Origin of the sequence: Pseudomonas sivasensis (genome assembly GCF_021391435.1) — a bacterium.
Classification (GTDB): Bacteria; Pseudomonadota; Gammaproteobacteria; order Pseudomonadales; family Pseudomonadaceae; genus Aquipseudomonas; species Aquipseudomonas sivasensis.
Genome location: NZ_CP090029.1, coordinates 5,792,210 through 5,806,163 on the forward strand (window position 1 = coordinate 5,792,210; position 13,954 = coordinate 5,806,163).

Consider the following 13,954-nt stretch of genomic DNA (forward strand, 5'->3'; position numbering starts at 1 on the left):
CCGTTCGGAACTTTTCTATCTGAATTGAGGCGGACTACAACATGAATAACCTACAGCGCTACACAAGGAACTTGATTAACTGGGTGCTCGCACTGGCAATTCTGATGCCGGCGCTGGCGATAGCCCATGGCGGCGTGGATACCCCCGTCGCACGACAGATCCACTGCAGAATGCTTCCGGACTTTTGGTCAGGTAGCAAAAGTGACGCTGGGTGCGCAGCACTGGACAAAAAAAGTGAAAAGTATCCAGGTCAACAATGGAATGAAGTCGCGCATTTGATCCGGGCGCCCGGTTATGAGGACCTGGAGACCGTCAAGCGAGAAGTGCCGGACGGCAAACTGTGCTCGGCAGCCGACAGCAAAAAAGACGGCCTGAACCTGGTGGGGAACGAATCGCCGTCGGAGGCGAAATGGGATTGGCACCGCACCGACGTGACGCCCGAAAACGGCAAAATGGACGTGCGCATCATCGGCACGGCGCCCCACGTGCCCAGTTTTGCGCGGGTGTTCCTGACCAAACCAGGCGTTGACCCGACCCGCGCGCCCTTGACCTGGAATGACTTGACCCTTATCCACACCGAGCAATTCACGGTCGCGCAAACCAACTGGGGCAACAAGCCACCGGCTATTTCGGCCTCGGGATACTTCAAAATGTCAGTTCCGGTTCCGGCACAGCAGTCCGGCAAGGCGACGCTCTTCGTGCAATGGCAGCGCATAGATCCGGCCGGGGAAGGGTTCTACAACTGCAGCGACATTAACATCGTCGGGGGCGGTATTCCGGAGCGCTGGCGCGAGCTTGGCCAGTTCATCGACGCCGTCATGGGCGCCCTCAAACCCGGTGACGCCGTGCGCTTCCGCATCCTCGACAACACCCCGCGAGCCCAAGAGGTCGTCGATATAACCCTGCCCATCACGGCGGCCAATCTGGACGCGAAAATCTGGGGCCAACAACTGGCCAGTCAGATCAATGCGAGCATCGCCAAAGTCGGGGAAAAGCACGGCAACGACATTGCGTTCAACTCAGCCGACCCAAGCGCCAACTCAGTGTTCGTCCAGAACGAGGGTTACTCCAAGGCGATGTCCATCATTCCGGGTGGGGAAACGCCTGTTAACCCAGCGCCACCGGTTGCCCGTATTACCGGCCCCACTTCGTTGAAGTCCGGCCAGGCTTTTACCTTCAGTGGCACGGGCTCGACCGGTAGCAACGGGCAACTGCTCTACCAATGGGCGGTGCCTGGGATGACCGGGGCGCAGAACGCCGCCAACGTCAGCGGTACTGCCTACACCGTCACAGAGGCGACCCCGTTCAAGGCACGCCTGAATGTGCGCGATCAGCAAAACGGCAAGACCAGCCAGGCGGAGTTCGACTTCACGGTGACTCCGGACAGCGGCGGCGGAGAGTATCCGGCCTACGTAGAGGGCACACCGTACAAAGCCGGGGACATCGTGAGCAACGCTGGCGGTAACTACCGCTGCAGACCGTTTCCGAACAGCGGCTGGTGCGCTGGTGCCGCATGGGCTTATGCACCGGAAACCGGCGAAGCATGGCGCGACGCTTGGGAAAAGGTGGAATAAGCCGACGCGCATATTCATTAACTCGATAACCCCAAGAGCCAAACGTTATAGGGCGCCTCACGGCGCCTTATATCGACGAACGCTACAGTTGTAGAGGTGTAATTCGAATAGCGATGCAGTACTACCGGCGGTGCCCGCTCAAACGCGGGCCGGGAGATGGCTACACAACCGCCGTGCCTTGGCACTCCCACAGGGTATCTCCATGTACAGTCGCGCCTTTTTCCGCACCCGCTCCTGCGGTTTCACCTTGCTTGAGCTGCTGGTAGTCCTGCTGATCATCGCCCTGCTCGCCAGCTACGTCGGGCCGAAGATGTTTGATCGATTGGAACTGGCCAAGGTGCAAACAGCCCAGGGACAGATGAAGTCCCTTGCCGATGCCTTGCATCAGTACCGCTTGGACAATGGCACCTACCCCGACGAAACACTCGGCCTGAATGCGCTCACGACGCGCCCCGCCAACGCGAACAATTGGCAAGGGCCGTACCTCAAGTCACTGCCGCCAGACCCATGGGGCAACCCTTACCTCTTCAAGAACCCCGGTACTGCGCCCAACGACGCAGAGATCATCTGCCTGGGCCGAGACGGCAAAGCCGGCGGTGAGAACACCTACGCCGACATCGTCTACGGGCTGTGACCCACCATGCCCCGCCTGCCGCTTGCCTTAACCCTGTTGTGCTGCATGGGCGTTGCCCAGGCCAACTGCTGGCAATTGGCGGCCAGCCGTTACCACGTTGACCCGCTTCTGCTGTACGCCATCGCCAAGGTCGAGTCCGGCCTCAACCCACACGCGCGTAACGTCAACAGTGACGGCAGCCAGGACATCGGCCTGATGCAAATCAACAGCCGTCACTTGCCCGCGCTCGCGCAATGGGGCATCACCGAACAACACCTGATTACCCAGCCCTGCACCAGCGTGATGGTCGGCGCGTGGATCCTCGCCGGGTTTATCCGCGAACAGGGCTATGGCTGGCAGGCAGTCGGCGCCTACAACGCCGGGGCCAAGTCGGATCGCCAGGCACAGCGCTCGCGCTACGCCCGGGCGGTGTGGCGCTACTACGGTGAGTTACTGCAACAACGCCAACAATTGGCGAGGCAGGCACCATGATCGACGTCGACGCACGCATCATCCGCGACGGCCATTTGCAGTCCCTGCAACTGCACGCCGTGGACCTCTCCCAGGCGCGCCGGCAACTGCAGGCCGAGGGTGTGCAAGTCATCTCGCTCAAAGCCCGCCGCCAACTCAAACTGCCGAGTCGCCGCAGCACGTTCGCCCTTGGCCTGTTTATCCAGGAACTGGTGGTGCTGCTGGACGCCGGACTGGTGCTGGTGGAAGCGGTGGAAACCCTGCGCGACAAGGCGCCGCCGGGCGTCAACCGACAGGTCATGAGCGATCTGCTCGCCTCCATGTATGAAGGCAACTCACTGTCCAAGGCGATGCAGCTCAAGCCACAGACGTTTCCTTCGCTGTTGATCGCCACCGTGGCGTCCTCCGAGCACAGCGGCCAATTGGCCGTGGCCCTGCGCCGCTACCATCATTTCGAAGCGCATTTGGAAACCGTCAAAAAGCGCGTCAGCGGCGCCCTGATGTACCCCTTGGTGGTGCTCAGCGTGGGCGCGTTGATCCTGCTGTTTTTGCTGTCTTTCGTGATCCCGCGCTTCGCCTCGGTATTCGATGCGGTCACCGACCTGCCAGCCACCGCGCGCTTCATGGTGTGGTGGGGTGCGCTGGTGGACGCCCATAGCCTGGAGATGCTGGTCGGCCTGGTACTGGTCATCGCCGCACTGGTGCTGATGTTTCGCAGCGCCGGGTTCAAGCGTCGCGCAGCGGGCCTGTTCTGGAAAATCCCCAGCCTGGGAGCCCAGCGCACGCTGTTTGTGCTCGCGCGGTTTTATCGCACCGCAGGCATGTTGCTGATGGGCGGAATGCCGGTGGTCACGGCGGTGGAATTGTCCGGCGCGCTACTGCCCGTGGAACGTCAAGGCGCCTTGCGCCAAGCCATGACCGATATCCAGGCCGGCCAACCCCTCTCTACCGCCCTCGCCCGCCATCAACTGACCACCGCCGTCGCCGAACGCCTATTGCGGGTGGGCGAGCAAAGCGGCGAATTGGCGGCCATGTGTGAGCGCATCGCGCAGTTTCACGATGAAGCACTGGAGCGCGCCATTGAGCTGTTCAGCAAGGTGTTCGAGCCACTGTTGATGCTGGTGGTGGGCGGGCTGATCGGCTTGATCGTGTTCATGCTGTACATGCCGATTTTCGAACTGGCGGGTTCCATTCAGGGGTAACGCGATGAGTGAGCAGACACTGCAATGGCAAGCGCTTGCGGCACAACGAGGCATCCCCTTGTCCGATTACCTGCGGGAGGTCCTGGAAAAAGCACCCGACCAATTAAGCACTATCGCCCAGCCCCTCGGCCTGCTTGCCATCGCCCCGCAAACCCTCAGTGAAAACTGGCGTTTTGATCTGCTGGCATTGCCTCAGGCACTGATCCATAACGCGCTGCCTGTGGATAACCACGGCGAGCCCTGCCTGGTACTGGGCGACCCGTTCACCCTGGCCAGCCGACACTGGTTGCAGTCATCCAAAACCTTGCGCCAATTACCCCTCGCCATGAGCCTGCCCGGCGCGGTGAAAGCTCAATTGACACTGGCCGAAGCCAGCCAACGGGTCATGCAACCCTTCGGCAGCGACGATGAAAGCGCCCGTGTCAGCCAGGCCGCCCAGGAAATCTCATTGAGCAGCATCGCCCGCGACGACAACCCGGTGGTGCGCCTGGTCAACTCCATGTTGTTCGATGCGCTGCAAAGCCGCGCCAGTGACATCCATGTGGAAACCACGCCCCAGGGCCTGGTGATCAAATACCGTATCGACGGCGTGTTGCAGCAGATGGGCCAGGCCAGCGGCCTGGACATGGCCGAGCAGGCACTGTCGCGGATCAAGGTGCTGTCGGAGCTGGACATCGGCGAGCGGCGGGTGCCCCAGGACGGACGCTTCAAGATGAAGATCCAGGGCCGCGAGGTGGATTTTCGTGTGTCGATCATGCCCAGCATCCACGGCGAAGATGCGGTGCTGCGGATTCTCGACAAGTCCCAGCGCGGCGAATCCCTGAGCTTGGAAACCCTTGGCCTGAGCGCCGACACCATCGCGCGCATCCGCGTATTGGCCAGCGAACCCTATGGCATGTTGCTGGTGACCGGCCCCACCGGCAGCGGCAAATCCACCACGCTGTACGCCGCCCTGTCGGAGACCAATACCGGCGAGAAAAAGATCATCACCATCGAAGACCCGGTGGAATACGAACTGCCCGGTGTGCTGCAAATTCCGGTCAACGACAAGAAGGGCCTGACCTTCGCCCGTGGCCTGCGCTCGATCCTGCGCCACGACCCGGACACGATTCTGGTGGGGGAAATCCGCGACGGCGAGACCGCCGGTATCGCGGTGCAGGCGGCGCTGACCGGGCACCTGGTGCTGTCGTCGGTGCACGCCAACAGCGCGTTCAGTGTGCTGGAGCGCTTTACCTATATGGACGTGGACCCGGCCAGTTTTGTCGAAGCCCTCAACGGGGTGGTCGCCCAGCGCCTGGTGCGGCGCATCTGCCCGGACTGCGGCGTCGACGCCGAGCCCGACCCCGATATTGTCCGCCTCGCCCAACTGCCTGACGCCCAACTCAGACAGGGCCACTACCGTGTGGGCACAGGCTGCGAGACCTGCCGCCACACCGGCTATCGCGGCCGGCTCGCCCTGGCCGAAGTGCTGACGCTGACCGACAGCATCAAGGAGGGCCTGCTCAACCGCAATTCGGCCTCCAGCCTGCGTGAACTGGCGCGTGAAGCCGGCCACGTATTTATCCGCGATATCGCCCTGGCCCATGCCGCCCAGGGCGATACCACGCTCAAGGAGATCCACCGTGTCATTTCCCTTTATTGAGCACGTGGTGTGGCTGCACAGCACCGGTGCCGAGTGGGCCGCGCGCCCGCGCTGGCGCGGTGCGCCGGTGTGGCGCGCGCAACATGAAGGCGTGCCCTTGGCCGCCTGCGCCGAGCTGTTGGAACAGGCGCCGCGCGGCCGCGTAGGGTTCCTGGACCGCGCCACGGTGCTGCTGGGATTTCCCCATGTGCATTACCTGATGCTGGGGTGGCAAACCGGGTTGTACAGCGCAGACGATTGGCAAGGATTCGCCGAGGCCACGTTCAGCCAACAAGCCGGCATCGACCCTGAGCAGTGGCAGATACACGTGGCGGACAGCGCCTTCGGCCATGAACGCCTGGCGGTCGCGATGCATCGGGAGCTGCTGCACGACCTGCGTGAGCTATTCAAGCTGCGTCGCCTGCCGCTGGTGACGTGTATGCCATTGCTGACAGCGGTGGCGCAGCGGTATTGGCGGCACTTACCGGCCGACTGTGTGCTGGTGGTGCCCGAAACCGAAAGCCTCAGTTGCCTCTATCGACAACAGGGTGTGATCGATCAGGTCTGCGTCATACCCACCCCACGCGGCAGCACCTTGAGCGACAACCTGTTCACCGCCGACCTGCTGGTGGAGCGGCATGCCGCTGCCACCTTGGTGGTCACCAACACCCCGGCGGAAAACCGGTTGGGTCCGGTGCACCCCTGGCTGGAGGAGTCGTCTGCATGAAATCCAGGCTCGCGACTGTCTGGCAGCACCTGCGTACGCCTCAAGGGCCACACGTGGATTTCCTACGCGCCAGCGCCACCCGCCGGCCGTGGGTGACTGTCCTATGGCTGGGCGCGGCCGCCCTGCTGTTCAACACCTGGCAGCACTGGCAACGCATGGAGCAACAGCAACAACAGACCGACGCATTGGAGCAGCACTTCATCCAGCTGACTCGCCGTCAGGAGCAGTTGATCCAGGCCGCCATTCGCCTGTCGCCCACGCAAAAACAGCAGCTGTCCACCTTCGCCCAACAAAAGGCCACCCCCTTCGCACTGATGGATGCCGTGGCCCAAGCCTGGTCCCGAGACATCGCCTTGACCCGCGTCGAGATCAACACACAAGCCCAACTGATTCATCTGGACCTGGAAGCCAAAGTGCTGGGCGACGCCTTTCGATTTGCCGAGCGACTCAAGGCGCAACCCGGTGTACAGGTGAACCTGCAACAAAGCGCCCGCAAGGCCAACGACCCGCAACACCCGGTGCAGGTCAAACTCACCGTTGGCGCGGGGTAATGCCCATGCATGCCCTTACTCGCCACCTGCCGCGCCTGCGCTGGCAACTGACCCAGTGGCAACAGCGCCTGGGATTTTGGGGCCTGCTGGCGGTGGGGGCCATGATGGCGGCGCTGGTGATCGAAGTGACGGTGATCTACCCGGCAGGCATCAGCGACAACCTGCGCCGCCAGGAACTGCAGGCCGGCATCGATGAACAGCCTCAGGATGTGCAAGTCACCGAACCGGCGGTGGTCGAGCGCTTACCCAGCGCGCAGGACTTTGCCCCCCGCCTGGAAACGCTGCTGGGTGTGCTCAGCCGCTACGGCTTTGCCATCGAACAGACCACGCTGGCCTACTCCGCGCCCGGCGACACAGGGCTGCAACGGCTGGACGTGGAGATCCCGCTCTCCGGCCCCTACGCCTTATTGCGCAATGCCCTGGTCGACCTCTCGAACGAGCCCGCCGTGCGCATCGAGCGCGTGACCCTGGAGCGCAAAGACATCAGCAGCGGCATGCTGGACATCAACCTCAAGGTCAGTGTGCTGGGGGTGGTGGAATGAAGCTGCCACTGTATTTGCGCGTGCTCCTGTTATTGACCCTGATCAGCTGTGGCTGGCTGTTCTGGCAGGACACGGTGGACAGCCCTGCCCCTGCATCGTCACCCGTGACGACCACGCCGCAGATCAACCCCACAGCGCCAGCGTCACCCTCCGCGCCAACCTTGGCTGAGACAGTCGACCTGTTCCCCACCCAAACCTGGACACCTGCGCCGCCCCCCATTCCAGTCGACACCGCACCGCCCAAACCACCTGTGCTGCCCTTCAGCGTGAGCGCGCAGTGGCGTTATGAGAACCAATCGAAAATCGTCGTGCTGCGCGGTAACGATCGCCAATACACGCTGTGCAACCGCTGCTCGGTGCCGGGGCGCATCGTGCCCGGCAAGATGCTCGACTCGCACTACCGACTGGACAAGCTGACCGACACGACCGTGGTGCTGACCTACATGCCGCTCAAGCATGTCAGCACCTTGCGGCTTGACACTCACTGACCAGGGCGGGACACGATCATGGCGATACGTACATGGATTTACTTGAGCCTGACCCTGGCTCTGCTCAGCGCGTGCCAGACCCAACGCGCAATCAAAGAGAGCGATGAGTTGCGCCAAAAGGGCGACATCATCCGCTCGGTGGAAGTGCTCCAAGCCGAAGCCAAACAAGACCCGGACGACGTGCAACTGCGCACCGCCAATTTCAGCAAACTGGAGTTGCTGGTGGCCCAGTACAGCCGCGAGGCCAGTACCGCACTGATGCGTGGTGACGACGCGGCCGCCATCCGCGCCCTGGAAACCATCCTCAAATACGACCCCAGCAACCTCGGCGCACGCCAGGAAATCCAGAGCATCCAGGCGATGAAACAACTGCGCCCACAACTGGCGCAGGCCTACGAAATGAAACGCGCAAACCCAGTGGAGGCGCTCAACCTGGTGCGCCGGATCATCGCGCAAAAGCCCAACTACCGAGAGGCTCTGGACTTTCGCAATGCCCTGACCCGCGAGCTGGTCAGCGCCGACTACCTCAGCGCCGACCTTTCCGAGGCCATGCGCAAACCCCTGAGCCTGGAGTTCAGCGCCCAGAGCCTGACCACGATTTTCGAGACCATCGCGCGACTCTCGGGGGTCAACTTCGTCATCGACAAAGACGTCAATCCCAGCGCCTCGGCAAGCATGACCGCCAGCCGAACCACCGCCGAAGATGCGCTGAACCTGCTGCTGACCACCCAAGGGCTGGACAAGAAAATCCTTAACGCTAACACCATCCTGGTTTACCCCCGCCGCCCGGACAAAGAACGTGAATACCGTGAGTTGGCCGTCCGCACCTTCTACCTCAGCCATGGCGACCCCAAGGTCATCGCCGCCGAGATCAAGCAGGTGCTCAAGCCCAAGGAGGTGTTGGTAGACGAGCGCCTGAATGCGGTGATTGTGCGCGATGGGCTGGACACCCTCAGCGCCGTGGAAAAACTAGTGGAGGCCATCGACATTGCGCAGTCGGAAGTGACCATCGATATCCAGGTGCTGGAGGTCAGCCTGACCGACGAATTGAACCTGGGCATCCAGTACCCGGAAGGTATCGGCTTGTCGGTAGGCAACCTGGCCAACGTGCCCGCCGGGCTCGCAGGTATCCCCATCAGCGCGCTTCGCGGCATCAACGGTGACAACATCCTGCTGGATTCGGGCAGCACATCGGCGCGTATCAATATGCTGCAGCGCAGCGGCAACACCGTGACCCTGGCCAACCCCAGGGTGCGGGTGCGCAATCGTGAAGAAGCCCAGGTGAATATCGGCGACAAGATCCCGGTGGTGACCACCACCACCGCCAACCAAATCACCACCTCATCGGTGTCTTATCAGGACGTGGGGCTGCAGATCTCCGTCAAGCCCAATATCAGCCTGAGCGATGAGGTGAACCTGGAGCTGAACGTGGAAATGAGCCACATCACCAAGCGCATTCCCGGCTCGGAAAACGTGCCAGCCACCTTCGAACTGGGTTCACGTTCCACCAAGACCCTGCTGACCGCGCGCAACAACGAAACCCAGATCGTCTCGGGGCTGATCCGTACCTCGGATATCGATGAAGGCTCGGGGCTGCCGTGGTTGAGCCAGATCCCGTGGATCGGCAAGAAGCTGTTCGGCACCAACCAGAACACGCAGCAGAAAACCGAGATCATCCTGCTGCTGACGCCGAGGATCGAACGCAACCTCGACCTGCCGATTTCCCAGATCAGCACCTTTCACAGCGGCACCGAAGCGCGCAGCTCAACCCAGGGCATGATCCTGCGCGACACCACCGACAAAATGATCCTCAAGCCGATGGGCGGCGACCCTACACCGGCCCTGCCACCGCCGATGCAACAGCCGGATGCCACCTGGCAGCCGCTGCCGCCACCGCTGCCGGAGCTGGTGCCGAAACCCGCGCCAGCCGCCCCTTAACCTCAGAACCTGATGGAGATAAAAATGTGGGAGGGGGCTTGCCCCCGATGGCGGTGGATCAGTTCAGTACATCTGTGACTGACACAGCGCTATCGGGGGCAAGCCCCCTCCCACATTTGTTTTGCAGTGTTGGTGGGTTAGCGCACGACGCCTTCTTCTATGAGCAACTTGAGAATGGCTTGGGCGCCTTCCTCGGCGCTGACACCTTTGAGCACTTGCCCACCGCCACCACTGGCCTTGGCCGTAGCGGCTTTCATGCGGTCGGCGCCGCTTTTGGCTTTGATCACCTTGAGGCGTTTGGGACGAGGCTTAGCCGGTTGCAGCACCGCGCCTGTGAATAACTCATCGGCTTCAACTTCAACCTCATGGGCTGCCAACTCACCGCGCTGTGCCGGGCCATAGGCGCTCTGCCGAGGCTTGGGCGCGGCGTTATCCACAGTCGCCAAAAACGGCAAGCGCACCTTCAAGCGCCGCCGCTGCCCACGCGGCAAGGCTTGCAGCACATGAGCAACGCCGCCTTCGATGGACTCCACCTGAGCCAACCCGACAACCAGCGGCCAGCCCAATTGCTCGGCCAGCAGAAACGGCAGCATGCCCGAGCCTTCACCGGTTTCGGCCTGGCTGCCGGTGAGTACCACCTGGGCACCTGCCTCGCGCAGATAATCACTGAGTACCGGCAAGGCATCGGCACCCTCCGGTTGTTCGAGTACATGCAGTTGCGGCAAGCCCATGCCCAAGTAGCTGCGCAAGGTGGGTTCGGCGATATTGCCCGCGTGCAGCACCTGCAACTTATCCCCAGCCATTTGCAGGCCGAGTTCAACGGCTCGCGCATCCTGCTCTGCCCGGCGCGGGCGCCCGGAGGTGGGGTGTGCGCCGATGGACACCAGGCTGATTACATTCGTGGTCATAGTCATGTCCTCAAGCCGCATCGCGCTTGGCGCCGTTGCGGTAGGCCTCGACCGCATCGATCAAGGCTTGCAGTATCGCGGCGCTTTCGCCGATCACCGACAGGTCGGCACGCTTGATCATGTCGCAACCCGGATCGAGGTTAATCGCCACCACCTTGTCGCAGGCACCGATGCCTTGCAGGTGCTGGATCGCCCCGGAAATCCCCACGGCCACATACACCCGTGCGGTGACCCAGGTGCCGCTGGCGCCGACCTGGCGATCGCGGGCCATAAAGCCGTCGTCCACGGCCACACGCGACGCGCCTTCGGTGGCGCCCAGGGCAGCAGCGGTCTGGTGGAACAGGTTCCAATCCTTCACGCCGTTGCCGCCAGAGAAAATAAACTCGGCCTCGGCCATGGGGATCGCCGCCGGGTCCACCGCCACCGCGCCGAGGTCTTCGATGCGCGGCAGGCTGCGGGCCAGGGTTGTGGATAACTCCACGGGCAAGACTTCATGACGTGTGTCGCTGACCGGATCGGCACATTCGACGGCGGCGAGGATCAGGCGCGGCAGTGGCCGCGCCAGGTCTTCCTGGCCAGCGCCGGCGCGGCCGATGCACTCGTCGCCCTTGATCTGCCACACCCGCGTGGCCGGGCGCTCCTTGAGGCTCGCGGCAAACCGCCGACCCAGCTCACCACCGCCGCTGCGGCTGTCGGGCAGCAACCAATGGCGTGGGTTGAACTGGTTATCCACAGCCCGCAAACCCTGCACGCGTTGTTCTGGTGAATAACCGTCGAATTCGTGGCCGTCCAGCACCAGCAGACGGTCGACACCGGCCGTGGCGAACGCGTTTTCCTTATGCTCGCCAAACACCACCGCCAACACCGCACCGTCGCTGCCGGCAAGTTGCCGAGCCAGGCCGAGCAGGTCGCGGTCGTGGCTGCTCAAGCGGCCGCCGACCATGTCCGGCACCACGTTGATATAGAACGCCGGCGCAGGCACCTGATGCAGCGGCAACTGCACTTCAATCGCCGCCGTACGCTTGGTCACGCCACCCTGCTGGGCGCCGCTGCGGTCGATGCGCTTGATGCCGTTGGGGCCGATAAAACCGACGCCATGTACGTTTTTGCGGATAACGCCGTTCGGCCCCATCCAGCTGTGTTGTACCGGCTGCATCGCCGCATGCAACGGGTGCAGGCGGTTACGGGCGATCCATTCGGCCCGTGGGTCGCGGCGGATAATGTCGCTCATCAGTGCACCTCCGCAGGTTCACGTTTGATGGGAGCTTTGGCTGGCGATGCCTCGTCAAGCAACGCATCGGCCACCAGCTCGGCGATATCCTTGATCAACGGACGCGGCTCGACCACACCTTCAAGCATCGCAGTGCATTGTGGACAGCCCACCGCCACCAGCTCGGCGCCGGTTTCGCGGATGTCGTCCATGCGCATGTCGGGGATACGTTGCTTACCGGGGATGTCGGTGATCGGCGCGCCGCCGCCACCGCCGCAGCAACGCGAGCGGAAGCCCGAACGTTGCATCTCCTTGACCTCGATCCCCAGCGCCCGCAGCACTTCACGCGGCGCCTCGTATTCGCCGTTATAGCGGCCCAGGTAACACGGGTCGTGGTAAGTCACGCTGTTGCCTTTGTGCTGGCCCAGGTTCAGCGCGCCCTCGCCGATCAGCTCGGCCATGAAAGTGCTGTGGTGCTGTACGCGGTAGTTGCCGTTGAAGGCGCCGTACTCGTTTTTCAGCACATGGAAACTGTGCGGATCGCAGGTGACGATACGCTTGAAGCTGTACTTGGCCAGGGTCTGGATATTGCGCGTAGCCAGCAGTTGGAACGTCGCTTCATCGCCCAGGCGTCGCGCCACGTCGCCACTGTCGCGCTCTTCCAGGCCGAGCACGGCGAAGTCGACCTTGGCGGCTTTAAGCACTTTGACGAACGCACGCAAGGTGCGTTGGTTGCGCATGTCGAAGGCGCCATCACCGACCCAGAACAGCACGTCAACGCTGCTTTTGTCGCTGAGCAACGGCAGGTTCAAATCCGCCGCCCAGTTCAGGCGACCGCCCGGTGCGAAACCGCCGGGGTTGTCGGTGGCGATCAGGTTTTCCAGGACTTCGGCGCCTTTGTTCGGCGTGGCGCCTTTTTCCAGGGTGAGGTGGCGGCGCATGTCGACGATGGCGTCCACGTGCTCGATCATCATCGGGCACTCTTCCACGCAGGCGCGGCAGGTGGTGCAGGACCACAGGGTCTCGGCGTCCACCAGGCCGTTGACGATCGGTTGATGCGGATTGCCGCTGTGTTCGCCAATGGCTTTGCCTGGGTATGGGCTGCCGGCGAATTTGGCATCGGTGCCGCCGGCCAGGCCGACCACCATGTCCTGGATCAGCTTTTTCGGGTTCAACGGCTGGCCGGCGGCAAAGGCCGGGCACGCCGCTTCGCACTTGCCGCACTGCACGCAGGCGTCGAAGCCGAGCAGTTGGTTCCAGGTGAAATCCTTGGGTTTCTCCACGCCCAACGGCGCGGATTTATCACTGAGGTCCAGCGGCTTCAAACCGGTGGAACGACCACCGCCAAAACGTTCAGCGCGACGGTGCCAGGCCAGGTGCAGGGCACCGGCGAAGGCGTGTTTCATCGGGCCGCCCCAGGTCATGCCAAAGAACATTTCGGACACGCCCCACAGCACACCCACACTCAAGAGCGCAGCCAGCAACCAACCGCCGAAGTCCGCCGGCAGAATCCCGGCCACGGGCAAGGTCACCAGGAAGAAGCTCACCGAGAACGCCATCAGGCTTTTCGGCAGGCGCATCCATGGGCCTTTGGACAGGCGCGACGGCGGATTGCGCCGACGCAGGTAAACGAAGGTGGCGCCGACAAACATCAACACCGAGGCCAGCAGCAAGGCGTAGCCGAGGATACGGTTTTGCAGGCCGAAGCCATGCACCAGAATCGCCAACAGTGCCGACAGCACAAAGCCCAGGGCCGTGGCGACGTGGGTGTTAGCGATGTATTTGTCGCGGGCGACCACGTGGTGCAGGTCGACCATGTAGCGCTTGGGCATGGCCAGCAGGCCGCCCAGCAGGTCGACCTTGGACGCGCGGCCACGGCGCCACATGTTCACCCGGCGCAGGGCGCCGAGGACGGCAAGGCCCAGGGCGGCGAACAAGAGAATAGGCAGCAAGGTGTTCAACATGGTGAAGCTCCCACAGACCACACAAATCTAATGCGAAACTGACCCGAATGTGGGAGGGGGCTTGCCCCCGATGGCGGACTGTCAGTTGGAACAGTTGTCGCTGACCCACCGCTATCGGGGGCAAGCCCCCTCCCACATTTTTGGC

General features: G+C 62.7%; 13 protein-coding genes. 10 read left to right on the forward strand and 3 right to left on the reverse strand.

Going from position 1 to position 13,954, the window contains the following annotated elements:
• The first annotated feature begins 41 nt into the window (after positions 1-41).
• The 10 genes from LRO94_RS26370 to LRO94_RS26415 all read left to right on the forward strand — a co-directional run bounded on the left by LRO94_RS26370 (position 42) and on the right by LRO94_RS26415 (position 9,727).
• Positions 42-1,574, forward strand: coding sequence for a lytic polysaccharide monooxygenase (locus tag LRO94_RS26370; RefSeq protein WP_032883991.1), 1,533 nt, complete (start codon positions 42-44; stop codon positions 1,572-1,574).
• Positions 1,575-1,776: 202 nt separating this feature from the next.
• Positions 1,777-2,208, forward strand: coding sequence for a type II secretion system major pseudopilin GspG (gspG, locus tag LRO94_RS26375; RefSeq protein ID WP_095185080.1), 432 nt, complete (start codon positions 1,777-1,779; stop codon positions 2,206-2,208).
• Positions 2,209-2,214: 6 nt separating this feature from the next.
• Complete coding sequence (locus tag LRO94_RS26380; RefSeq protein ID WP_179179802.1) at positions 2,215-2,679, forward strand: transglycosylase SLT domain-containing protein; 465 nt, start codon at positions 2,215-2,217, stop codon at positions 2,677-2,679.
• Positions 2,676-3,860, forward strand: coding sequence for a type II secretion system F family protein (locus LRO94_RS26385; RefSeq protein ID WP_179179801.1), 1,185 nt, complete (start codon positions 2,676-2,678; stop codon positions 3,858-3,860). The genes LRO94_RS26380 and LRO94_RS26385 overlap by 4 nt, the downstream gene beginning before the upstream one ends.
• A gap of 4 nt (positions 3,861-3,864) precedes the next feature.
• On the forward strand, positions 3,865-5,502 hold the full coding sequence (locus tag LRO94_RS26390) for a GspE/PulE family protein (RefSeq protein WP_122754267.1): 1,638 nt from the start codon (positions 3,865-3,867) through the stop codon (positions 5,500-5,502).
• The gene (locus tag LRO94_RS26395) at positions 5,483-6,208 is read left to right on the forward strand and encodes a hypothetical protein (protein WP_095185083.1); all 726 of its coding nucleotides are present in this window, start codon (positions 5,483-5,485) and stop codon (positions 6,206-6,208) included. Before LRO94_RS26390 ends, LRO94_RS26395 begins: the two co-directional genes overlap by 20 nt.
• Positions 6,205-6,759 (forward strand): hypothetical protein, encoded by a 555-nt coding sequence (locus LRO94_RS26400; RefSeq protein ID WP_095185084.1) that lies wholly within the window; start codon positions 6,205-6,207, stop codon positions 6,757-6,759. Before LRO94_RS26395 ends, LRO94_RS26400 begins: the two co-directional genes overlap by 4 nt.
• Before the next feature lie 5 nt (positions 6,760-6,764).
• Positions 6,765-7,301 (forward strand): hypothetical protein, encoded by a 537-nt coding sequence (locus LRO94_RS26405; RefSeq protein WP_032884514.1) that lies wholly within the window; start codon positions 6,765-6,767, stop codon positions 7,299-7,301.
• On the forward strand, positions 7,298-7,789 hold the full coding sequence (locus LRO94_RS26410; RefSeq protein WP_179179800.1) for a hypothetical protein: 492 nt from the start codon (positions 7,298-7,300) through the stop codon (positions 7,787-7,789). Before LRO94_RS26405 ends, LRO94_RS26410 begins: the two co-directional genes overlap by 4 nt.
• Before the next feature lie 18 nt (positions 7,790-7,807).
• Positions 7,808-9,727, forward strand: coding sequence for a secretin N-terminal domain-containing protein (locus tag LRO94_RS26415; protein ID WP_099601664.1), 1,920 nt, complete (start codon positions 7,808-7,810; stop codon positions 9,725-9,727).
• Positions 9,728-9,864: 137 nt separating this feature from the next.
• Here LRO94_RS26415 and etfB read toward each other — a convergent pair whose 3' ends face one another.
• The 3 genes from etfB to dgcB are packed head-to-tail and all read right to left on the reverse strand — an operon-like array spanning position 9,865 to position 13,809.
• Positions 9,865-10,635 carry an electron transfer flavoprotein subunit beta gene (gene etfB / locus LRO94_RS26420; RefSeq protein ID WP_032884002.1) on the reverse strand — a complete coding sequence of 257 codons (771 nt, stop codon included), beginning with the start codon at positions 10,633-10,635 and terminating at the stop codon, positions 9,865-9,867.
• 10 nt (positions 10,636-10,645) lie between these two features.
• Entirely contained in the window at positions 10,646-11,866 is a 1,221-nt protein-coding gene (etfA, locus tag LRO94_RS26425; RefSeq protein ID WP_095185087.1) for an electron transfer flavoprotein subunit alpha, read from the reverse strand.
• Positions 11,866-13,809, reverse strand: coding sequence for a dimethylglycine demethylation protein DgcB (gene dgcB, locus LRO94_RS26430; protein ID WP_122763907.1), 1,944 nt, complete (start codon positions 13,807-13,809; stop codon positions 11,866-11,868). The genes etfA and dgcB overlap by 1 nt, the downstream gene beginning before the upstream one ends.
• Between the last annotated feature and the right edge of the window lie 145 nt (positions 13,810-13,954).